Raw genomic sequence first — 21,263 nt, 5'->3', positions numbered from 1 at the left:
TCAGTTGTCGATATCGACATTGACCGGCTGGGCATTGCCGCTTTCGACCGGGGCCGCCTCGGCACTTTCGCCACCGCCATCAACCTGATCGGCGTTGACGCGCGGGCGGCGCGGACGACGCGGACGACGGGCAGCCCCGCTTTCGGCGGCCGCCTCGTTGAGTTCGGCCTGGGCGGCAAGACCTGCCGGGGAAAGATTCTCGAACGACGGAGCCGGTTCGGCCGGCGCTACAGATTCGGTCGGCGAAACGGCTTCGCCCTGAACCGGGGGCTCGTTGCCCTGGGGCTGACCACCTTGCTCCACAGGTGAACCAAAGTCGCGCTGGCCGTTCTGGCCATAACCGCCATTGGGGCGACGATCGCGATGGCGCCCGCCATTGTTGTCGCGGCCACCATTGTTACGCCCGCCATTGTTATCGCGGGCCTCGCGGCCACCTTCCCGGTTGAGCGCAACCTCGGCCGGCGTCCCTTCGATGACCGGCTGCGGGCCGGCGCCATGGTTGATCACCGGGATCTGGGCGTCGGAAACAGTGTTGCTGTTGTTGTTGCCGCCATTGTCGAAATCGTCGCGATCCTCGTCGCCGTCATCGTCGAAATCATCGCGATTCTGCTGCGCGTTCTGGATCGGCATCTGCGCCTGTGCGGCCGCGATGATGCGATTGTAGTGCTCGGCGTGCTGGAGATAGTTCTCCGCCATGACCCGGTCGCCGGAGCTGTGAGAATCGCGGGCAAGGGTGGCATATTTTTCGGCGATCTGCTGAGCCGAACCGCGGATCTTCACATCCGGGCCATTGCTCTCGTAGTTGCGCGTCAGGGGATTAGGCCCCTTGCGGTTGTTGTTGTTATTGTTGTTGTTATTGTTACCACCGCCGCCGCCACTATTGTTGCGACCGCGCATGCGCCTGTTCTGCTGTTGTGGCCTCATCAAACTCTCTTCATTTTGAAATTTTCGAAAAACTCTTCACGAACGGAGGCGCTCATGCAGCCAGCCGTTTCGTCTCTTCACCGGCGTTCGCCCGCATCGATTGCGTTGGCGCCACGTGCCATCCTGTTCCGGTTACATCACTTTGCCGGACGATTCCCGCACGAAGCTTGGGCATCGTTTGCGCAAGAAGGCAGCTATTTCCAAGGAAAACCGAATCGCTAAGAGCACTGCCTGCTTCGTCTCATCCGGTTAAGGCGACCCTAGCCGCATTCCCCGGCATTGCCAAGCGCTTTTTTGCACTGCGTCAAGGCTTTATCCTTTCAAAGACAACAACCCTGTCGTTTCCACCGAGGTCACGAAAAGCACCGCCCGGCACGTAGCCGGCTGCAGCGAATATCTCGCAGACCTCATTGCGTTGCGTATGGCCGATCTCGACCGCAATCCTGCCTTCAGTTTCCAAAAACCTTGCCGCTTCCGCAGCGATGGTTCTGTAGGGGTTCAGACCGTCCGCGCCGCCATCCAGGGCCAGGCGCGGGTCGAAATTGCGGACTTCGTCCTGCAGATTTCCAATGTCTTCCGTGGTTATATAGGGAGGGTTTGCGACAATTACATGGTACCGGCCGGAAACTTTTTCGAACCAGTCCGACTGCAGCGTCGTGAACCGGCCTGCAAGACCCAGTTGCCCGGCATTGCGCGCCGCCGTCACCAGCGCACCCGCGGACAGGTCGACGCCCGTGGCGTTAGCCGTCGGCACGACACTGAGCAGCGCCAGCGCAATGGCGCCGGTGCCGGTGCCAAGATCGAGGATGCGGCACCCGCCTTCCCGCGCCGCAACTGCCTTGACGAAGGGCAATATCGCCTCGACCAGCGTTTCGGTATCCGGCCGCGGCTCCAGCGTTTCCGGCGACAGCGACAGGCGCAAACCGTAGAATTCACGATAGCCGAGGATGCGATGCACCGGTTCGCCGCTAGCGCGACGTCTCAAGGCGGCATCGATTTCGGCAACAACGCCGGCGCCGAGCCTGCGTTCGGGGTCCGCAATGGCTTGCGTGCGCGTCGTGCCCGAAAAATGCTCGACGATCAGCCGCGCATCGAGCGCCGGGTCGTCGACGGTAGCGCCGAGCCGAGCCCGCGCTTCCCGCAGCAGCGGCCCGAGTGCATCGGGCAGGTCAGTCATCGATGCCGATGTCGGCGAGCAATTTCGACTGGTGATCGGCGATCAGCGCGTTGATGATCTCATCGAGTTCGCCCATCATTACCCGGTCGAGCTTGTACAGCGTCAAATTGATGCGGTGGTCGGTGACGCGGCCTTGCGGGAAATTATAGGTGCGGATGCGTTCCGAGCGGTCACCGGAACCGACCTGCGACTTGCGCGATTCGGAACGCTCCTCGTCAGCCTTGCCGCGCTCCAGATCATAGAGCCGGGCCCGCAGGATCTGCATGGCCTTGGCGCGGTTCTGATGCTGCGATTTCTCCGCCTGCACGACCATGATGCCGGTCGGCAGATGGGTGATGCGGACGGCCGAATCGGTGGTGTTGACGTGCTGGCCGCCCGAACCCGAGGCGCGCATCGTGTCGATGCGGATGTCTTCGGCCCTGATGTCGATGTCGACCTCTTCGGCTTCTGGCAGCACCGCGACGGTTGCCGCCGAGGTGTGGATGCGCCCGCTCGCCTCGGTTGCCGGCACGCGCTGCACGCGGTGCACGCCGGATTCGAACTTCAGGTGCGCAAAGACGCCCTTGCCGGACACGGTGGCGATGATTTCCTTGTAGCCGCCGGCGTCACCATCGCTGGCCGAGGCCGTCTCGAAACGCCAGCCGCGTTCGGCGGCGTAGCGCTCATACATGCGAAACAGGTCGCCGGCGAAAAGCGCCGCCTCGTCTCCGCCGGTGCCGGCGCGGATTTCGAGAATGGCGTTCTTGTCGTCGGCGGCATCCCTGGGCAACAGCAGGATCTGGATGTCCTTCTGCAGCGCCTCGATACGGTCCTCGACTTCCGGCAGCTCGGCCTCGGCGAGCGCCCGCATCTCGGCATCGGTGCCCTTGTCGGCAAGCATGGCTTCGAGGTCGGCCTGCTCATGCTCGGCCAGGCGCAGCGCCCTGACCTTGGCCACCATGTCCTGGATTTCGGCATATTCGGACGCCATGCGCACATAGGCATCCGGCGCCGGGCCAGCTGACATCTGCGCTTCGAGCATCTCGAAACGCTTGACGACTTGATCCATACGATCGCGGGGCAAATTGACCATGATGAAGCTGCTATAACGGGATCGAACGGTCGTCGGCAAAGGCCTGCAGCAGCGCCCGCATCGGCAAGCCCTGTGCCGGAGCCATCAGATTGTCGTCGAAAAACGCCTTCAACTCGTCCAGCGGCAGTTCCGTCAGCATCGCCTTGACCGGACCTATCGAGGCCGGCGACATCGAGATCGAGCGGAAACCGAGTCCGATCAGCGCCATCGCCGAGATCGGCTTGCCTGCGAGTTCACCGCACAGCGTCACCGGCGTATGGTTGCGGACGCCGGCATCGGCGATCTGCTTGAGCACGCGCAGGAACGGCGCCGACAGCGTGTCGAAGCGGTTGGCCAGTTGCGTGTTGCCGCGGTCAACGGCCATGACGAACTGGAACAGGTCGTTCGAACCGACCGAGACGAAATCGACCGCCTTCATCAATTCATCAAGCTGGAACAGGAGCGACGGCACTTCCAACATCGCCCCCAGCTTCAGGCTGGTCGGCAAATGATGGGCAAAGCGCGACAAATGCCGCACCTCGCGGTCGATGATCTCGCGTGCCTGGGCGATCTCGCCCAGCTCGGTCACCATCGGCAGCATCAGCTTCAATTCGCGGCCGCCGCTGGCCTTGAGCAAAGCGCGGATCTGGGTGCGCAACAACCCTGGCCGGTCAAGCGTCAGGCGGATCGCCCGCCAGCCAAGCGCCGGGTTCTCTTCCTGGATCGCACCCTTGAAATAGGGCAGCACCTTGTCGCCGCCAATATCGATGGTGCGGAAGGTGACCGGCTTGCCGCGCGCCGCCTCCAGCACGTCGCGGTAGAGCTTTTCCTGGGCCTCGGCCCGGGGAAAAGTGGAAGCGACCATGAATTGCAATTCGGTGCGGAACAGCCCGATGCCGGCCGCGCCCGCTTCGGCAAGCTGCGGCAGGTCGACGGCAAGACCGGCATTCATCAGCAAATCGACCTGGACACCATCCCTGGTCGTCGACGGCTTCTTGCGCAGCTCTCGATAGACCTCTTGCCGGCGCGCCCTGAAACGCACCTTTTCGGCATAGGCGGCTTCGAGATCGGGCTGCGGCCGCAAATGGATCACGCCCTCTTCGCCGTCGACGATGATGGCGTCGCCGTTTTCCGCCATGGAGACGGCGCCCTTCATCTGTCCGGCGACGGGAATGCCCATGGCGCGCGCGACGATGACGACGTGGCTGGTCGCGGCACCATCCTCGAGCACCAGCCCGCGCATCTTGTCCCTGGGATAGTCGAGCAGTTCGGCGGCCCCCATCGAACGGGCGACGATGATGGCGTCCTTTGGCAGCGATGCCGCGACATCCTCCGGCCCGCGCCCCATCAGCTGGCGCAGCAGGCGGTTGGCGAGGTCGTCGAAATCGCTCATCCGCTCGCGCAGATAGGGATCGGTCATGTGCAGCATGCGGGCGCGCATGTCGCTCTGCACCTTTTCCACCGCGGCTTCCGCCGTCAGACCGTTGCGGATGGCCTCTTCCAGCCGTCGCACCCAGCCGCGATCGTTGGCGAACATGCGATAGGCTTCCAACACCTGGCGATGCTCGCCCTCGAAGGCGACGTCGCGGCGTTCCAGCATGTCGTCGATGGACAGCCTGAGCGAGCTGAGTGAGGTCTCGAGCCGGCGGACCTCTTCCTCGCTGTCTTCGTTGAACAGATTGGTGACGACGATGCGCGGCTCGTGCAGCACGACATGGCCGAGCCCGACGCCTTCATTGAAGGACAGGCCGGTGAAGCTGACAGGACGGCGCAGATCGAGTTCGAGGCCGGGCCGGGTCAGCCGCGCCAGATCGCCGGTGGCGATCATCTCGGCGATCACCATCGCGGTGGTTTCCAGCGCCTCGACCTCGTCGTCGCGGTAGTGGCGCATGGTCTTGTTTTGCACCACCAGCACGCCCAGCGTGCGCCCTGCCCGCAGCACCGGCACGCCGAGGAACGAGTTGTAGATCTCTTCCCCGGTCTCCGGCAGATAGGCGAAGGCAGGGTGTTCCTGCGCATTGGACAGGTTGAGCGGCCGCGCGCTGGCTGCGATCGTGCCGACCAGACCTTGGCCCAGCCGCAACTGCGCCAAATGGACGGCGTTCGGGTTCAGACCTTCGGTGGCGTAGAGTTCGAGCACCGAATCGGCGCGCAGCACATAGAGCGAGCAGACTTCCGCGACCATGTTGGAGGCGATGTCGCGCACAATCCGGTCAAGCCGCTCCTGCGGCTCCAGCGGCTCCTGCATGAGCTCGCGGAGCCGTTTGAGCAAAACGCGCGGGCCACTGGCCTGATCACGCATCGCGGCTTGTTCTCCAATGGGCATTCTGCCCGCCGCAGTTTCCACCGCGACCGGCGCACACGCAACAACTCAAATCGTTCTCGCTACTGCTTATCCAGACCGTAGACGGAATGCAAAGTACGAACCGCAAGTTCCGTATATGGACCGTCGATCAGGATCGAAATCTTGATCTCGGAGGTCGTGATGGCCCGGATGTTGATCGATTTGTCGGCCAGCGCCTTGAAAGCGGTGGCGGCGACGCCGGCATGGCTCCTCATGCCGATGCCGATGACCGAAACCTTCGACATGCCGGCTTCCGACTGCACGACGTCGTAGCCGATCTCGGCTTTTAGCCGTTCAAGCACGGCCAGCGCCTTGTCGACATCGCCCGACGGCACGGTGAAGGTCATGTCGGTGAACTTGCCGTCCTCGGAAATGTTCTGGACGATCATGTCTACATTGATGTTGGCCTCGGCCAGCGGCCCGAAGATGCCGGCGGCAACGCCCGGCCGGTCGCCGACCCGGCGCAGCGAAATCTGCGCTTCATCCTTGGCGTAGGCAATTCCGGTGACGACCTGCTGTTCCACGATCTCTTCCTCGTCGCAAATGAGCGTTCCGGGCGGATTGAGCAAATCCCCCATTCCGGGCGCGTCGGGATCGTCGAAGGACGACCGCACGAAGGTACGCACCCTGTGCACCATGGCAAGCTCGACCGAACGCACCTGCAGAACCTTGGCGCCGAGCGAGGCCATTTCAAGCATTTCCTCGAACGAGATCTTGGCCAGCCGCCGCGCCTTGGGCTCGATGCGCGGATCGGTGGTGTAGACACCGTCGACGTCGGTATAGATGTCGCAGCGATCGGCCTTGACCGCCGCGGCGATGGCGACAGCACTGGTGTCGGAGCCGCCGCGGCCGAGCGTGGCGATGCGATTGTCCGGGCCGATGCCCTGGAACCCGGCGATCACCGCCACCTGGCCCTCGCCGAAGCGCTTGATCAGGAACGCGCCGTCGATGTCGAGGATGCGCGCCGCGCCATGCGCATTGTCGGTCTTGATCGGGATCTGCCAGCCCTGCCAGGAACGTGCATGCACGCCCATATTCTGCAAGGTGATGGCCAGAAGGCCGGCCGTGACCTGTTCGCCGGAAGCGACGACCGCGTCATATTCGCGTGCATCGTGCATCGGCGAGGCCTCACGCGTCCAGCCGACCAGTTCATTGGTTTTTCCAGCCATCGCCGAAACGACCACCGCCACCTCGTGGCCGGCGTCGACCTCGCGTTTGACGTGACGCGCCACGTTGCGGATGCGGGCGATGTCGGCGACCGAGGTTCCGCCGAATTTCATCACGATGCGCGCCATGGGAGCGAAATGCCTTTGCCTGAAGCCGGACCCGGCCAAAAGCCGGAATCCCGAAAAGCGGAAGGCCGGCTGACGCCGGCCGCTGAATGCGCGGCCTCCTTAGCCAAATGATGAAGGTTTCGCAAGGCTGGCGGCCGATTGCCGGTTCCAGAAGCCGGCATATTGCCTTCCGCCCCGCCGCCGCCTACGAAATGCTGCCTGCGGGGAATTCTTTTGGTTCGGCATAACAGATGATGATTGCTCGTCTTCGACGCGCCATGCGATGGCAATCGCTCCCGCTTGTCGCCGGCTTTGCCGTGCTGGCGCTGATTGTCGGCAGCCGTGCCATGCTGGTCGAGGAACAGCGGGCCAACCGCGCCGCCGCGCGCGAGGCAATCGAATATCAGCAATTGCTTTCGGGACTGCTTTCGCTGGCGCAAGATGCAGAGAGCGGCCAACGCGGCTATCTGCTGACCGGCGAGGAATCCTATCTCGATCCCTATCAGCGCGCTGTCGGCGCCATTCCGGGGCAACTTGCCCGCATCGACAGCTTGACTGCCCCTGACGACCAGCTCGTCCAGCAGATCAGCCATATGAAGGACGCGCTTTCGCAAAAGCAGGCTGAACTGGCCGAGACGATTGCCCTGTACGACCAGGGCAATGCGACGAATGCGCTGGATCTGGTTCGCAGCGGCCAGGGCAAGGCCGTCATGGAGGAAATCCGGACCAGCATGGATACGGTCCGACGCATCAGCGCCGCAGCCGTCGCCGCGCGCGATGCGCATACCGACCAGGTCGAGGCCTGGTTACGCATCGGTTCGGTGGCGGCGCTGCTGGCGATCTTCCTGCTTGCCGGCTACGCGATCAGGGAATCGCGCCGCCGCTTCCGTGAGGTTGCCGTTGCCCAGGATGAGTTGGTGCGCAAGAACGTCGCCCTCGGCAAGGAGATCGAGACACGCGAAAAGGCCGAATCCCAGATCCGCCAGATGCACAAGATGGAGGCTGTCGGCCAGCTTACAGGCGGCATCGCCCACGACTTCAACAACATGCTGGCGGTGATCATCAGCGCCATGAACCTCGCCCAGCGCAAGCTGGCGCGCGGCGAGCACGACATCGCACAATTCGTCGATGCGGCGATCGATGCCGCGACCCGTGCCGCCAATCTGACGGCCCGGCTGCTCGCCTTCTCGCGCCAGCAGCCGCTGGCGCCGCAGATCGTCGACGCCAACCGTCTGCTGACCGGCATGTCCGACCTGATCCGTCGGGCACTCGGCGAAACCATCCGCATCGAAACGGTGCTGGCGGGAGGCTTGTGGAAAACCCATGCCGACCCGAGCCAGATCGAGAACGCCGTTCTCAACCTGGCCGTCAACGCGCGCGACGCCATGGGCGATGATGGCAAGCTGACCATCGAGACCGCCAACAGCCATCTCGATGAGAGCTACGCCGCCGCCCATGCCGAAGTCGCGGCCGGCCAGTATGTGATGATCGCCGTCAGCGACACCGGTTCGGGCATGACCCCCGATGTCATCGCCAAGGCCTTTGAACCCTTCTTCACCACCAAGCCGGTCAATAAGGGCACCGGCCTGGGATTGAGCCAGGTGTTCGGCTTCGTCAAACAGTCGGGCGGCCACGTCAATATCTATTCCGAACCCGGCGAAGGCACGACGATCAAGATCTACTTGCCGCGGTATTTCGGCGCCGATGAGCCGGCCGTGCCCACCGGGCGAGGCGACAACCCCGCCGCACCGGTCACCGAAACGATCCTTGTCGTCGAGGATGATGCCCGCGTGAGGGTCTCCACCACCGAGGCCATACGCGAACTCGGATACACCGTCATTCATGCCGCGAGCGGCGAGGAAGCGTTGCAGAAACTGGCGGAGCGCCCGAACGTCGGCCTTCTGTTCACCGACATCGTCATGCCCGTCATGAACGGCCGCAAGCTGGCGGAAGAGGCCGTTGCCCGCATGCCGCAGCTGAAGGTGATCTTCACCACCGGCTTCACCAGGAACGCGGTGGTCCACAACGGCGTGCTCGACCACGACGTGCATTTCCTCGCCAAGCCCTTCACCATCGAGCAACTGGCGGCGAAACTGCGTGACGTGCTCGGCACGACGCAGGGCGCAGCGGATTGATTACAATCGCTTCAGTCTGACGCAGCCGCGCTTCTCCACAGGCCAGGATAGTCGACAACGAAGCCGTGCGGCGAGATGTTGAGGGTCTCGTCATAGCCGAACACCGGCGCGGCATAGGCGTAGCGAACCGTGTCGAGACGCCGATAGGTCTGATCGAGGCGCACCAGGCTCAGTTCAGGGAAAGTCAGGTAGGCGGCCGGAGCAGGCGTCGCCTCGCCGATGCCGAGGTCATACCGGCGGATCGCCAGCAGGTTCGATGCCGGTGTGAAGCCAAGATCGACATCGACAAGGCCGTCGACGCCCTGCTGGACTTCGCCATTCAGCGTCCACTGGCCGTCCGAATCGCGTTCGATCGCATAATGCAGCTTGCGGGTGCCGAGAAAGCCGTCGATCCGCGCTGAACGCGTGCGCCAGCCGACTTCGCAGATCACCTCATAGCCAAGGCAGCACGGCTTGCCGTCCTGGATGAAGATGGCCTGTCCCTCGAGACTGTGCCCGACATTGGTCTGTGACAACAGGCAGGCGTCGTGACCCTCCACGTCGAGGCGGTGCCAAAGGATCGAAGCCGTTTCCTGTTTCATCATGGTTTCCTCCAATTCAAATCCTGTCTCCTTTTCGCCCGGCGGATCAATTGTGTTTCGATGCAGGCGCGTGACAGGTGACATGCCCTGACAGAGCCTGTTGCCTGGCAGGCCGAGGAAAATGCTGCCTTGACATTCGCGGCCTCACGCCCGACTTCCTAGCGCATGACCCCGAAATCGAAGTCAATTTCGGAAAGGATCATACGCAGAATTTAAAGTGCTACAGCGTCCTTTGCGCGTCCAAGAGGACGCGCGGCGCTGTAGTGTCGAGGAGACCAACCGATGCCAGAGCCCCGACGATCGACGATCGATGCCGGAGAAGTGGAACGCTTTTCCGCCCTTGCCGCCGAATGGTGGAACCCGAACGGCAAATTCCGTCCCCTGCACAAATTCAATCCGGTCCGGCTGGCCTATATCCGCGACCAGATAGCGACGCGCTTCGGCCGTGACCCGCGCGCTGCAAGGCCTTTCGAGGGCCTGCGCATCCTCGACATCGGCTGCGGCGGCGGACTTCTGTGCGAGCCGATGGCGCGGCTTGGCGCCGAGGTTGTGGGCGCAGATGCCTCCGAAACCAACATCGAAGTGGCCAAGCTGCACGCCGCCGAGGGCAATGTCAGCGTCGACTATCGCGCCACGACGGCCGAGGACCTTGCCGACGCCGGCGAGAAATTCGACGTCATCCTCAACATGGAAGTGGTCGAGCATGTCGCCGACATCGACCTGTTCGTCGCCAAATGCGGCGAGATGGTGCGGCCCGGCGGCATCATGTTCGTGGCCACCATCAACCGCACGCTGAAGGCGCTGGGCTTAGCCATCATCGGGGCCGAATATGTGCTGCGCTGGCTGCCGCGCGGCACCCACCAGTTCGGCAAGCTGGTGCGCCCGGAAGAGCTCGAAAAGGCGCTTGGCGGCGCCGGCCTGACCATCATCGACCGCACCGGCGTCACCTACAACCCGCTGGCCGACCGCTGGGCGCGGTCGAAGGACATGGACGTCAACTACATGGTCCTGGCGGAAAAAGGCTCGGTCTGAAGGCTGATCTGGAGATTTGTCGGACCGTGGACAGTGTGAGAGCCCGACAATTGGCGCTTGAGCTTCCCGAAGCGGCCGAGAAATCGCATTTCGGCAAGGCCGACTTCCGGGTACGCAATCGCATCTTCATGTCGCTGCCCGAAAACGATCGCGCCGTCATAAAGCTCGACATCGGCCAGCAAGAGATGACGACTGCAGCCGAACCGCTGGTTTTCAAGCCAGTGCCTGGTGGATGGGGACGAAAGGGCTGGACGTCGATCATTCTTGACGCATGCGATGAAAGACATTTCGCAGCGCAATACGGATGTCATGGCGAAATGTTGCCCCGCCGGCTCTCAGGAAAATCTTTGACGCGAGCCAGGCCTAACGGATCGGCAAGGCGGCTCCGGCTGCAGGAACTCGACCCTTCTGGCTTTGTGCCCTGGTGGTGATGAACACGCCGGCAGTGATGATGAGCGCGCCTGCCCAGGTCAGCAACTGATAGTGCTCGCCGAGGAAGATGGTTCCGGCAAACAGGCCGACGGCGGCCGCCACATAACCGATCTGGCTGAGATAGACCGGACCGCCAACCGCCTGCAGCCTGAAGAAGAAGGCAAACATCGCCGACGCCGACGCGACCTGCGCGACCACCACCAGCGGCACGCCGCCGAGTGGCACGAAAGCCTCGCCGCCGAACAGGAGAAGAATGCCGGCAAGCAGCATCGCCGCTGACGCCAGATGGCTGCCGACGGCAAGCTCGATCGGGCCGGTGCCGTCCGGCCAGTCGACCGTGCGGTAGATGTTGCCGACGGCAAGGCTGACCGGAATGAGCAACCCCATCGCCACCCAGAACAAATCGGCCGGCTGGCCGGCCTCGCCGCGCGTCACCGCCACCATGACAGCGCCGACGAAGCCGACGGCGATGCCGACAATGCCCAGCATGTTGGGGCGCCGGACACGCAACAGGATCGAGAACACCAGTGTGATGACAGGCGACAGGGTGAACATGATGCCGGTGTAGCCGGCGCCCAGATGCGGGATGGCCGAGAACATCAGGAGGTTGGGGACAGCATAGGACACCGCGGCGGTGACGAAGAAATAGCGCAGTTTGTGCGCGGTGAGCCGGACCCGCTTGCCGCGAGCCAAGAGCACGCACAGCAAGACCCCGCCGGCGCCGAGCGAGATGACGAAGGCCCAGACCATGGCCGGCACGCCGGCAGCCGTGGCGAGCTTGCCGAAGGGCAGCGTCAGGCCGAGCAGGCCGCCGGTGACGACCAGCAGGCCGAGCGCCGAATCCCAGAGAAGTTTCATTGACCGAATCCTGTAGCGCGGCGGCTCTTGGCCGGCATTGCATGTTACGATAAGATAATGGCAAGATTCTTAACGTCAAGATAAATAATGGTGAGACAGTTGGACAGGGCAGCAAGAGCGATCGAGCAATGGAAGCGGGAGCGGCCCGATCTGGATGTCTCGCCGATGGCCGTGCTCGGACGGCTGAACGAGGCCTCCTCGCTGATCGCCCGCGAGCGCCTGGCGCCGTTGTTTGCCCGCTATGGATTGCAGTCGGGCGAGTTCGACGTGCTGGCGACGCTGCGCCGCGCTGGCTCACCCTATGCGCTGACGCCGACCGCTCTCTATGAAGCGACGATGGTCACATCGGGCGCCATGACCAACCGGCTCGACCGGCTCGAAACGTCCGGATTGATCCTGCGTGGGCCTCATCCCAACGATAGACGCGGCATTGTCGTGAGGCTGACCGAAAAGGGCTTGGCGCTGGTCGACGAGGCCGTTACCGCCCACGTGGCCAACGAGCACGCGGTTCTCTCGGGCTTGACGCAGGCGGAACGCGAAACGCTCTCTCGGCTGCTTGAGAAATTGATCGGTAGCGTCAGCTAGCCGGTCAGTTGCGATCGTCCGGGAATACCGGGATAGGCATGAACTCGACGCCATCCTCGGCCAGGCTCTTGGCCTCGTCCAGCGTCGCCTCGCCATAGATGCCGCGCGGGTCGCTCTCGCCGAAATGGATCTTTCGCGCTTCCTCGGCGAACTTGTCGCCGACATAGTCGGCATTCTCGCGCACCTTCTCGGCCATCGCCTTCAGCTGCGCCAGAGCCTGCTTCTGCGCCTCGCCCATGGCGAGCGCTATGGTTTCCTGCTTGCGCGCCGTGGAGACAGCCGGCGCCATCAGCGCTTTCTGCACCTTGTGCGAACCGCAGGTGGGGCAATCGACAAAGCCGCGCTTCTTCTGGGTGTCGAAATCGTCGTTGCTGCGGAACCAGCCTTCGAATTCGTGCTCGTGCTCACAGATCAGGGCAAAACGGATCAAGAGGCTGCACCCCTGAGCCGCGGCGCCTCGCCCAAGCCAGCATTGACGGCGAAATCCCGCGCATTCCTGAGATTGGGGATCTTCTTGCGCGCGGCAAGCGACTGCGCCGGGTCGATCTCGGCGATGATCACCGCCGGCTCGTCATGCGCGGCTTCCGCGATGATACGGCCCCACGGATCGACGATCAGCGAATGACCGTAGGTCTCGCGGCCATCCTCATGCAAGCCGCCCTGCGCGGCGGCGACGACATAGGCGCCATTCTCGATGGCGCGGGCCCTGAGCAGCACATGCCAGTGCGCCTCACCCGTCTGCCGGGTGAAGGCGGCAGGTACGGAAAGCAGGTCGGCGCCGGCCAGTGCCTCGGCGCGGAAGAGTTGCGGAAAGCGCAGATCGTAGCAAACGGCGAAGCCGAGCTTTGCACCCTCGATCTCGGTGACGACGGCCTCGGTGCCCGGCTCATAGGCGGCGGATTCGCGCCAGCTCTCGCCATTGTCGAGATCGACGTCGAACATGTGGATCTTGTCGTATGTCGCGAGCGTGGCGCCGTCCGGCCCGAACAGCAGCGCCCGGTTGGCGAGCTTGCCGTCGGCGCGTAAAATGGCTGTCGAGCCGATATGCAGGAAGACGCCGAGTTCCTTGGCCAGCTTGCGCGCGGTCGAAACGACGATATCCTTGTCCTCGGAGGTGAAGGAGGCGGCGCGAGCTTCCTTGTCGCGGATCAGCGCGCCGGTCATTTCCGGCGTCTGGATGTAGGCGGCACCTTGGCCAGCTGCTTCACGCACCAGCCGTTCGAGATCGACGGCGTTGCGCTCGGGGCTCTCGCCTGAACGCATCTGGATCGCAGCGGCTTTGAAAACACCCATCGTCATTCCCTTAATTCGTCGCGCCGTCAGCGAGCAGTTTGTCGAGCCGGCCTTCGGCCTCCAGCTCGTGGAGATCGTCACAGCCACCGACATGCGTATCGCCGATAAAAATCTGCGGAAAGGTCGAGCGGCCATGCGCCCGGGAGATCATCTCCTGGCGCAGTTCCGGCGAGAAGGAGGCATCGTGCTCGGTAAAGGCTATGCCCTTGCGCTCGAGCAGCCGCTTGGCTGCCGTGCAATAGCCGCACATCATGCGGGTGTAGATCGTGACATCGACCATGACGAATTTCCGCTGTTCGTTGCCGACTTATATAGTCGCGGACTCGTCCGCCCGGAAGTCCCCCGGCAACACACGGGCAAAGGTCAGCACGTCGACGGCGGCCGCACCTCCCCTTTTCAGCGCCTTGGTGGCGGAGCGCACCGTGGCGCCGGTGGTGTAGACATCGTCGATCAAAAGCACCCTGCGGCCGGCGATCTCGATTTCCGCCTCGGCGGGTACCCGAAAGGCGGCCCGCACATTTTCCTCGCGTTCCCCGCGCTCCAGCCCGACCTGCTGGCGGGTGAGTTTCACGCGCCGCACCGCCGAGGGGGCGAAGGGCAATTCACTGAGCGTCGAGACGGCCCTCGCCAGTTCCGCAGATTGGTTGAAGCGCCGCCTGAAAAAGCGCCGCCAGTGCAGCGGCACCGGCACCACCACATCCGCGTCGGCGATGAGATCGGCACCGGCGCGAACCATCCAGCGCGCCATCCATGGTGCCAGATCGGTGCGATCCTGGTATTTCAGCCCCTGCACCATCTGTCGGGCAACGCCGGAATAGGCGACCGCCGCCCGCGCCCGCTCGAAAGGCGGCGGATCGGCAATCGCCTCGGCCGACAGAAAGCCTTCGCCCATATGGTGGGTGAACGGCGTGCCCATGACCGGGCACCATGGCCGCTCCAGCAGCCTGAGCTTCGGCCAGCAGGCGCCGCACAGCACGCCTGGCTGCGAGACATGCCGGCGGCAACCGGCGCAGACCGGCGGAAACAGCATCCGCGCCGGCCAGCCGACAACCGACCGGGCCAGGTTCGTTATTCCGATGGACTTGATCTTGGGCATCGGATCGGCCAGGTGGTTGCTCCTGCACGCCACTATATCAACGATCTCGGAGCGTGGACAAACAAAGGATCTGCCCGTTGCAGCCGATAATGGATACCTCTCTGTGGCTGGCGCACAAGCGGCGCGCGCTTGCCCATCCGGTCGACGGTGCGGACTTTCTCATGCGCCGCACGGCCGAGGACCTTGCCGACCGGCTGGGCGCCGTCGAGCGCAGGTTCGGCAAGGCGGCTGTGCTGTTTTGCCAGACGCCGGCGGCGGCCGAAACGCTCGCCGAAAGCAGCAAGGTCGCCGACATTGTCCGCGTCGAGGCGGACACGGCCTTCCTGAGCGGTGGCGGCGCCGGCTTGATCGCACCGCTCGAAACCGTGCCGTTCGAACCCGAAAGCCTCGATCTGGCGGTGTCGCTTCTGTCGCTGCAGGCCATGAACGACATCCCCGGCATGCTGATCCAGATCCGCCGTGCGTTGCGGCCGGATGGGCTTTTCCTCGGCGCCTTTGCCGGCGCCGGTACGCTTTTCGAATTGCGCGAAAGCCTGCTTTCGGCCGAGACCGAGCTTTACGGCGGCGCCAGCCCGCGTGTCGCCCCGTTCACCGACGTGCGCGATGCCGGTGCGCTGCTGCAGCGCGCCGGTCTCGCTCTGCCGGTCGCCGACGTCGAGACGGTGACCGTGCGCTATGCCAGCCTGTTCAACCTGATGGCGGATCTGCGGGCCATGGGCGAAACCAATGCGCTCACCGATCGCAGCCGGCGGCCGGGCTCGCGCAAGCTGTTTGCCCGCGCGGCGGAAATCTACGCCGAGCGGTTTTCCGACCCCGATGGCCGTGTCAGGGCAAGTTTCTCGATTGTCTGGATGTCCGGCTGGGCGCCCGACGCATCGCAGCAAAAACCGCTGAAGCCAGGGTCGGCCAAGGTCTCGCTGAAAACAATCCTGGAGGCGCCCGACGGGCAATGATCCTGCCCGCAGGCGCGGAAAAGTTGGATCAGGGAGTGGGTGCGAAAGCGTTCGCAAGCTTGCTGTTGTTGTCGCTGAACAGCCAGACGATCCCGTCACGGACCTCACCGATACCGCCGATGATGGCCAGCGACAGCACGGCGATGATCACGCCATATTCGACGGCCGTGGCGCCGGTCTCGTCGTTCAAAAAACCCAGCAGGACTGCTTTCATGGCCTCAACCCCTCTGTCCGGGACCCTACAGCCGACCTGTTAAGAAAGGTTAACGGCAAAGGCTTAACAGGCGATGAAACCGCCGCCTTTCCGAAATCTCTTAACCATGTCAGCAGTCGCCGCTGCTCCTGCCATTGGACCTGATGATGCAGACCGAGCTCGGCTGCGGCTGCAGCACGCTGCGGCGCAGCGTGTAGGTTTCGCGATGGCCGATCGAGCCTGTCGCCGCCATGTCAAGCCCGCCGAAACCATCACGGGCCGACAGCGAGCGTGTCTGGCTGTCGAGGAAAGGGGTTACAATCAGCGCCAGCGCCACCGCGGCCGAACCGAACAGCAGCGTGATGCGCAATATGCCCATGCCCGCATCGGCGGCGCGAAAGCCGCGCTCGGGCCGGATCGAATCCCAATCCCTGTCTAGGCTCATGCTATCGCTCCCCGGCAAATCGACGGCTCGGCCGCGAACGGCCATGCCTCAATTTTTCACGACGAGATAAATCTTCCATTAACGCTGGCTGATACACGCCTCGGCCAGGAACCGACCGAACGCGAGCCTCAGAGAAGATCGATGAGGAACGGGATCAGCGGCGCATCGGCCGGCGGCATCGGATAGTCGCGCATCTGCTTCGGCCGCACCCATTTCAGCGTCTGCCCTTCCCTGGGCTGGGCTATGCCGCGAAAGCGGCGGCAGACGAACAGCGGCATCAGCAGGTGGAAATCGTCGTAGGAATGACTGGCGAAAGTAAGCGGCGCCAGGCACGGGATGTCGGTTTCGATGCCGATTTCCTCATGCAGTTCGCGAATGATGCATTGTTCGGGCGTCTCGCCGGGCTCGACCTTGCCGCCGGGAAATTCCCACAACCCGGCAAGTTGCTTGCTCTGAGGCCGCTGCGCCAGAAGCACCCGGCCGTCGGCATCGACCAGCGCGCAGGCGGCGACCAGCAGCAGGCGTTTGCCGGCGGTCACGACCTCATTCATGACCCGGCGGCCGGCGGTAGTGGTAGCGATAGACTTCCTCGAAGCCGAGCGAATGGTAGAGCGCCAGCGCCGGCACATTGTTGGCCTCGACCTGCAGCCAGGCTTCCCGCGCGCCCCGCAGCCGCGCCCATTTGAGCGCCGACAGGATCAGGTTGCGGCAATGGCCCCTGTTGCGCGCCGACTTGTCGGTGGCGACCTCGAACAGGCCGGCGAGATCGCCGTCATGCACGCAGATAAGCGTCGCCAGCGCCTCGGCTCCATCTTCGAGCGCGAACAGCCCGGCTTCGGGCTGGATGGCGCCGAGGATCTCCGACAGGCCGGGCCGCAGCGAAACATCCGAACCGCTGACCTTGAGCAACGCGCCGATGAAGCGGCTGATGTCCTTGAGCGGAATCTGGTCCATGGCGGCGTCGAGCTGCGCGCCGGCCAGCGGCAGCCGCATGACCAGCGACTCGTCGAACCGGCTCCAGCCCTCGCGGTCGAGATGGCTGGCGAGATCTGGGCCCGACAGCGGCGACATGCGGAACGTCAGCGGCCTTCCATAGGCATCGAAACGGCGGCTGGCCCGGCCGATACGGTCGGCCATGTGCATGATATCGCCGGGATCGAGCGGATTGACCGAGTTCAGCCGCTTGGCCGGATGGCCGGCGGTCAGCCGCACCACCCAGGTGCCGTCATAGTGGACGGCGGCTGCCGGCCAGGCGCGAAAGCCGGCCGCCTCGTAGCGGCGTACGATCGCGAGCATGCTTGCCGGATGCCTGGAGCTCAAAACCGTCAGCTCCGATAATCGCCATTGATGGCGACATATTCCTTGGTGAGATCGCAGGTCCACACCGTCGCCTTGCCGCGACCGATGCCGATATCGGCACGGATGCGGATGTCGTCGCGCTTCATGTAGGCCGACGTCGCGGCCTCGGAGTAGCCGGGGTCGCGCTCGCCTTCATGCGCCAGCCTGTTGTCGCCGAACCAGATCGACAGCCGGTCGCGATCGGCGGGTTCGCCGGCCTTGCCGACGGCCATGACGACGCGGCCCCAATTGGCGTCCTCGCCGGCGACCGCCGTCTTGACCAGCGGCGAATTGGCGATCGACAGCGCGATGCGCTTGGCCGAGCGCGCCGATTTGGCGCCGGTGACGGTGACTTCGACCTGCTTGCGGGCGCCCTCGCCGTCGCGCACCACTTGCAGCGCCAGCGATTTCAGCACCTTGCCGAGCGCCCGGCGGAACGCGCCGAGACGGGCATCCCTGGGATCGGTTATCTCCGGCGCGCCGCGGCTGGCGGCCTTGCCGGTGGCGAAGATCAGCAGCGTGTCGCTGGTCGACGTGTCGCTGTCGACGGTGACCGCGTTGAAGGTCTTGGCCGTGCCGCGCGACAACAGATCCTGCAGGACAGGGGCGGCGATCGGCGCATCGGTGGCGATGAAGGAGAGCATCGTCGCCATGTCGGGCGCGATCATGCCGGCGCCCTTGGAAATGCCGTTGATGGTGACATCGGCGTCGCCGAGCTTGACGGTCGCAGTCGCCAGTTTCGGATAGGTATCCGTGGTCATGATCGCCTTTGCCGCCTCGGTCCACAGCCCGGGCTTGCCGTTGCTGACCAGCCCGGCCAGCAGATGGCTGAATTTGCTGGTGTCGAGCGGCTCGCCGATGACGCCGGTCGAGGCCAGGAAAACCTCCGCTGCCGTGCAGCCGGCCGCCTTCGCCGCTGCCTCGCCGGTCAGCGCGGTCGACTCGCGGCCTCTCTTGCCGGTGAAGGCGTTGGCGTTGCCGGAATTGACGACCAGCACCCGGGCCTTGCCTGCGCCGAGATTCTGCCGGCAGAAATCGACCGGCGCCGAAGGGCATTTCGATTTCGTGAACACGCCGGCGATCGCGGTGCCTTCATCGAAGACCATGGTCAAAAGATCGGTGCGGCCCTTGTACTTTATCCCTGCCTCGGCGGTGGCGATGCGCACCCCTTCGATTTCCGGCATTTTGGGGTATTTCTTCGGCGCGAGCGGCGAAATCGTCGTGGACATGGAGGCCTCGGGCGGGAAAAATCGCAGGGGAAGGCCGGTTTGCCCGATAGACCGCGCGGGCGCAAGGGCGTTTTCGTCGCTCTTGCCCGGGAGCTCGAACCCGCTCGTGGTTAGGTTAGGCCTGCATTTCAAATCCGATGGCGTCGCCGGGACCGATGGCGTTATGATCTGCCCCATGGGCAGGCTTGCGATCCTTGTATGGGCATTTCTGGGACTTTTGCTGCTGAGCGCGGATGCGCAGCCGCAACGGCGGGTAGCGCTTGTCATCGGCAACGGCACTTACGCCGAAGCCGGCACGCTGGCCAATCCTGTGAACGACGCCCTCGACATCGCCGACAAGCTGCGCTCCATCGGCTTCGATGTCATCGAAGGCAATGATCTCGGCAAGCGCGAACTCGAGCGCAGCATCGGTGAGTTCTCCGATGCGCTCGAAGGCGCCGGCGTCGGGCTTTTCTACTATGCCGGCCACGGCCTGCAGGTCGACGGGCGCAACTACATCGTGCCGGTCGACGCCAGGCTGGACGTACCGGTCAAGCTGCAGCTCGAGGCCGTGCCGATCGACGAAGTCCTCGACATCATGGAACAGCAGACCAAGGTCAGCCTGGTGTTTCTCGATGCCTGCCGCAACAATCCATTTGCCCGCAGTCTCAGCCGCACCGCCACCACGCGCTCGGCGAAGGCGCTGGCCGGGCTGGCGCAATTCGATTCGACGCGCGGCTCGTTCATCGCCTTCTCGACGGCACCTGGCGCTGTCGCCATGGACGGCAGCGGACGCAACTCGCCCTTCGCCGCCGCCCTGCTGCGCCACATCGCCGAGCCCGGCCAGAGCATCAACGACATGATGATCGCGGTGCGCCGTGACGTGGTTTCGCAAACCCGCGAAACCCAGCGCCCCTGGGAGCAGGGATCGCTGCTCGAACGCTTCGAATTCGTCTCGGACGGACAACCCGCAGAGCCACAAAGGCCGGCCGCGGCGCCGGCGCCTTCGACGGAAGTCGCCGCACTTGAACGCTCTGTCGGCGACGACAAGGGATCGATCGAGAAATTCCTGCGCCAGGACTATCTGACGCCGGACACCAGGGCGATGAGCGAGACCGTCAAACGGCTCTACGGCCCATCCGCCATCATCTTCGGAACCCGCTACGACGCCGACGCCATCGTCAAGGTCAAGGCCGACTGGTTCGCGCAGTGGGCCTCCTGGTCGCTAAGCATGGAGGCCGGCAGCCTGGAAGTCGCTCCGCAGGGCGAAGATCGCGCCGAGGCAGTCTTTGCGATGCGCTACGACTATCTTCCAAAGGACACGTCGGCGGCACGCCTGACCGGCAAGGCGCGCGTCACGCTTGGGCTGGTCAAGGCCGGCGGCGGCTGGCGTATCGAATCCGAGACATCGCAGGCGATGCAGTAGGCGTGATCCCACGGCCAGCCGGGCAATTTAAGCCGGCAGCGTCTCATAGCGATAGGAATTTTTTCTTGACTCGGTGAGGGCAGCTATGCTACATTTTTGCCTATGGTGCTGATTTGCGCCAGTGACCCGCCGCCCGGCGGGTTTTTGCCTTTGGAGCTTCGCCAACCGACACGCCGGTAGACTTCCAGAGAATAAACTTAACCCCTGCCGCTACCATCCGTTCCTGAAGCTTGAAAACGCGCCGTTTCGTTTGAGCGTCGGGTCGCCTATATTGCCGGCGATAGTGTTGGCGAGGAGACAGAGATGGCCGAGGACGCCGATCCGGCGCGCAGATCGATCGGTGCGCGGCGCAACCCCGACAGCGCCGATGCCATTCTCCAAGCCGCCGAGGCCGTGCTGGTCGAAGCCGGTTATGCCGGTTTTTCCATCGAAGCCGTGGCGCGGCGGGCCCGCGCCGGCAAACCCACCATCTATCGCTGGTGGCCGAGCAAGGCGGCGTTGCTGCTCGAGGTCTACCAGCGCCAGAAGCGCGTCGATGTTCCCGATACCGGGCGGCTGGAGGAGGATCTCGTCGGCTTCCTCAAAAACCTGTTCGCCCACTGGCGCGAGACATCGTCGGGAAGCGTGTTCCGGTCGCTGATCGCCGAGGCCCAGTCCGACGAGACCGCTGCCGCAGCCCTTGCCGACTACTCGCTGGGCCGACGGTCCCATACCGGCCAGATCATCGAACGCGCCAAGGCAAAGGGCGAAATCCCGGCCGACATCGATTCAGCTGTTGTCGCAGACCTGATCGCCTCCTTCGCCTGGAGACATCTGTTGACCAACCGGCTCGACGAGGATGAAGCGACCATCGGCAAGGCGGTCAACTACCTGATGCGAGGCATAGCGGCGCCCGCCCCGTAAAGATGGCAGCGAAAA

The 21,263-nt window shown here is 64.0% G+C and carries 22 protein-coding genes and 1 pseudogene; 7 read left to right on the top strand and 16 right to left on the bottom strand.

The features are described 5' to 3' along the window. From NKJ37_RS20570 to NKJ37_RS20550, 5 genes are all read right to left on the bottom strand, one after another. Positions 1 to 924 (bottom strand): DUF4167 domain-containing protein, encoded by a 924-nt coding sequence (locus NKJ37_RS20570; protein WP_352774850.1) that lies wholly within the window; start codon positions 922 to 924, stop codon positions 1 to 3. 304 nt (positions 925 to 1,228) lie between these two features. After that, on the bottom strand, positions 1,229 to 2,101 hold the full coding sequence (gene prmC / locus NKJ37_RS20565) for a peptide chain release factor N(5)-glutamine methyltransferase (protein ID WP_352774848.1): 873 nt from the start codon (positions 2,099 to 2,101) through the stop codon (positions 1,229 to 1,231). Further along, positions 2,094 to 3,173: a peptide chain release factor 1 gene (prfA, locus tag NKJ37_RS20560; RefSeq protein WP_352675599.1), complete on the bottom strand. Its 1,080-nt coding sequence runs from the start codon at positions 3,171 to 3,173 to the stop codon at positions 2,094 to 2,096. Before prfA ends, prmC begins: the two co-directional genes overlap by 8 nt. A 10-nt stretch (positions 3,174 to 3,183) precedes the next feature. Next, positions 3,184 to 5,454: a phosphoenolpyruvate--protein phosphotransferase gene (gene ptsP, locus NKJ37_RS20555; protein WP_013529460.1), complete on the bottom strand. Its 2,271-nt coding sequence runs from the start codon at positions 5,452 to 5,454 to the stop codon at positions 3,184 to 3,186. An 83-nt stretch (positions 5,455 to 5,537) separates the two neighbouring features. Continuing rightward, positions 5,538 to 6,791 carry an aspartate kinase gene (locus NKJ37_RS20550; RefSeq protein WP_023811164.1) on the bottom strand — a complete coding sequence of 418 codons (1,254 nt, stop codon included), beginning with the start codon at positions 6,789 to 6,791 and terminating at the stop codon, positions 5,538 to 5,540. A 257-nt stretch (positions 6,792 to 7,048) separates the two neighbouring features. Between NKJ37_RS20550 and NKJ37_RS20545 the strand changes: the two genes are divergently transcribed. After that, the gene (locus NKJ37_RS20545) at positions 7,049 to 8,905 is read left to right on the top strand and encodes a CHASE3 domain-containing protein (RefSeq protein ID WP_352441701.1); all 1,857 of its coding nucleotides are present in this window, start codon (positions 7,049 to 7,051) and stop codon (positions 8,903 to 8,905) included. 11 nt (positions 8,906 to 8,916) lie between these two features. Here NKJ37_RS20545 and NKJ37_RS20540 read toward each other — a convergent pair whose 3' ends face one another. Continuing rightward, positions 8,917 to 9,489 carry a putative glycolipid-binding domain-containing protein gene (locus NKJ37_RS20540; RefSeq protein WP_352774846.1) on the bottom strand — a complete coding sequence of 191 codons (573 nt, stop codon included), beginning with the start codon at positions 9,487 to 9,489 and terminating at the stop codon, positions 8,917 to 8,919. Between the two features lie 279 nt (positions 9,490 to 9,768). Here NKJ37_RS20540 and ubiG point away from each other — a divergent pair, with 279 nt between their 5' ends. After that, positions 9,769 to 10,518, top strand: coding sequence for a bifunctional 2-polyprenyl-6-hydroxyphenol methylase/3-demethylubiquinol 3-O-methyltransferase UbiG (gene ubiG / locus NKJ37_RS20535; protein WP_023811162.1), 750 nt, complete (start codon positions 9,769 to 9,771; stop codon positions 10,516 to 10,518). A 26-nt stretch (positions 10,519 to 10,544) separates the two neighbouring features. Then, positions 10,545 to 10,885: pseudogene (locus tag NKJ37_RS20530) on the top strand (MmcQ/YjbR family DNA-binding protein). Here the strand turns inward: NKJ37_RS20530 and NKJ37_RS20525 are convergent. Then, complete coding sequence (locus NKJ37_RS20525; protein WP_023811160.1) at positions 10,882 to 11,808, bottom strand: DMT family transporter; 927 nt, start codon at positions 11,806 to 11,808, stop codon at positions 10,882 to 10,884. The pseudogene NKJ37_RS20530 and the gene NKJ37_RS20525 sit on opposite strands and share 4 nt — an antisense overlap. Positions 11,809 to 11,907: 99 nt before the next feature. On the opposite strand from NKJ37_RS20525, the gene NKJ37_RS20520 reads away from it, so the two are divergent. Next, a complete protein-coding gene (locus NKJ37_RS20520; RefSeq protein ID WP_023811159.1) occupies positions 11,908 to 12,393 on the top strand; it encodes a MarR family winged helix-turn-helix transcriptional regulator in 486 nt (161 codons plus the stop codon). 4 nt (positions 12,394 to 12,397) lie between these two features. Here NKJ37_RS20520 and NKJ37_RS20515 read toward each other — a convergent pair whose 3' ends face one another. The 4 genes from NKJ37_RS20515 to NKJ37_RS20500 are packed head-to-tail and all read right to left on the bottom strand — an operon-like array spanning position 12,398 to position 14,794. Beyond that, complete coding sequence (locus NKJ37_RS20515; RefSeq protein WP_023811158.1) at positions 12,398 to 12,823, bottom strand: DUF1178 family protein; 426 nt, start codon at positions 12,821 to 12,823, stop codon at positions 12,398 to 12,400. Further along, the gene (locus NKJ37_RS20510) at positions 12,820 to 13,686 is read right to left on the bottom strand and encodes a carbon-nitrogen hydrolase family protein (RefSeq protein WP_023811157.1); all 867 of its coding nucleotides are present in this window, start codon (positions 13,684 to 13,686) and stop codon (positions 12,820 to 12,822) included. The genes NKJ37_RS20515 and NKJ37_RS20510 overlap by 4 nt, the downstream gene beginning before the upstream one ends. Before the next feature lie 10 nt (positions 13,687 to 13,696). Continuing rightward, positions 13,697 to 13,966, bottom strand: a complete 270-nt coding sequence (grxC, locus tag NKJ37_RS20505; protein ID WP_023811156.1) for a glutaredoxin 3 — start codon at positions 13,964 to 13,966, stop codon at positions 13,697 to 13,699. 27 nt (positions 13,967 to 13,993) lie between these two features. After that, positions 13,994 to 14,794, bottom strand: coding sequence for a ComF family protein (locus NKJ37_RS20500; protein ID WP_023811155.1), 801 nt, complete (start codon positions 14,792 to 14,794; stop codon positions 13,994 to 13,996). A gap of 65 nt (positions 14,795 to 14,859) precedes the next feature. Between NKJ37_RS20500 and NKJ37_RS20495 the strand changes: the two genes are divergently transcribed. Then, a complete protein-coding gene (locus NKJ37_RS20495) occupies positions 14,860 to 15,735 on the top strand; it encodes a class I SAM-dependent methyltransferase (protein ID WP_352585065.1) in 876 nt (291 codons plus the stop codon). A gap of 28 nt (positions 15,736 to 15,763) precedes the next feature. On the opposite strand, the gene NKJ37_RS20490 is transcribed toward NKJ37_RS20495, so the two are convergent. From NKJ37_RS20490 to argJ, 5 genes are all read right to left on the bottom strand, one after another. Beyond that, complete coding sequence (locus NKJ37_RS20490) at positions 15,764 to 15,949, bottom strand: Flp family type IVb pilin (RefSeq protein WP_352441702.1); 186 nt, start codon at positions 15,947 to 15,949, stop codon at positions 15,764 to 15,766. Between the two features lie 109 nt (positions 15,950 to 16,058). Further along, positions 16,059 to 16,373 (bottom strand): hypothetical protein, encoded by a 315-nt coding sequence (locus NKJ37_RS20485; RefSeq protein WP_352585067.1) that lies wholly within the window; start codon positions 16,371 to 16,373, stop codon positions 16,059 to 16,061. A 128-nt stretch (positions 16,374 to 16,501) separates the two neighbouring features. Further along, positions 16,502 to 16,924: a (deoxy)nucleoside triphosphate pyrophosphohydrolase gene (locus NKJ37_RS20480; protein ID WP_352774843.1), complete on the bottom strand. Its 423-nt coding sequence runs from the start codon at positions 16,922 to 16,924 to the stop codon at positions 16,502 to 16,504. Continuing rightward, the gene (locus NKJ37_RS20475) at positions 16,917 to 17,669 is read right to left on the bottom strand and encodes a GNAT family N-acetyltransferase (protein ID WP_352585068.1); all 753 of its coding nucleotides are present in this window, start codon (positions 17,667 to 17,669) and stop codon (positions 16,917 to 16,919) included. The genes NKJ37_RS20480 and NKJ37_RS20475 overlap by 8 nt, the downstream gene beginning before the upstream one ends. A gap of 29 nt (positions 17,670 to 17,698) precedes the next feature. After that, entirely contained in the window at positions 17,699 to 18,940 is a 1,242-nt protein-coding gene (gene argJ, locus NKJ37_RS20470; protein ID WP_352774841.1) for a bifunctional glutamate N-acetyltransferase/amino-acid acetyltransferase ArgJ, read from the bottom strand. Between the two features lie 175 nt (positions 18,941 to 19,115). Between argJ and NKJ37_RS20465 the strand changes: the two genes are divergently transcribed. Together NKJ37_RS20465 and NKJ37_RS20460 are read left to right on the top strand one after the other, a co-directional pair. Beyond that, a complete protein-coding gene (locus NKJ37_RS20465; protein WP_352774839.1) occupies positions 19,116 to 20,345 on the top strand; it encodes a caspase family protein in 1,230 nt (409 codons plus the stop codon). Positions 20,346 to 20,648: 303 nt separating this feature from the next. After that, a complete protein-coding gene (locus NKJ37_RS20460) occupies positions 20,649 to 21,248 on the top strand; it encodes a TetR/AcrR family transcriptional regulator (protein WP_352774837.1) in 600 nt (199 codons plus the stop codon). The last annotated feature ends 15 nt before the right edge of the window (positions 21,249 to 21,263 follow it).

The sequence above is a fragment of the Mesorhizobium sp. M0140 genome (assembly GCF_040322475.1).
Taxonomy (GTDB): Bacteria; Pseudomonadota; Alphaproteobacteria; order Rhizobiales; family Rhizobiaceae; genus Mesorhizobium.
The sequence above is the reverse complement of the archived record's forward strand: the minus strand, read 5'-3'. Positions and strand labels throughout refer to the sequence as shown.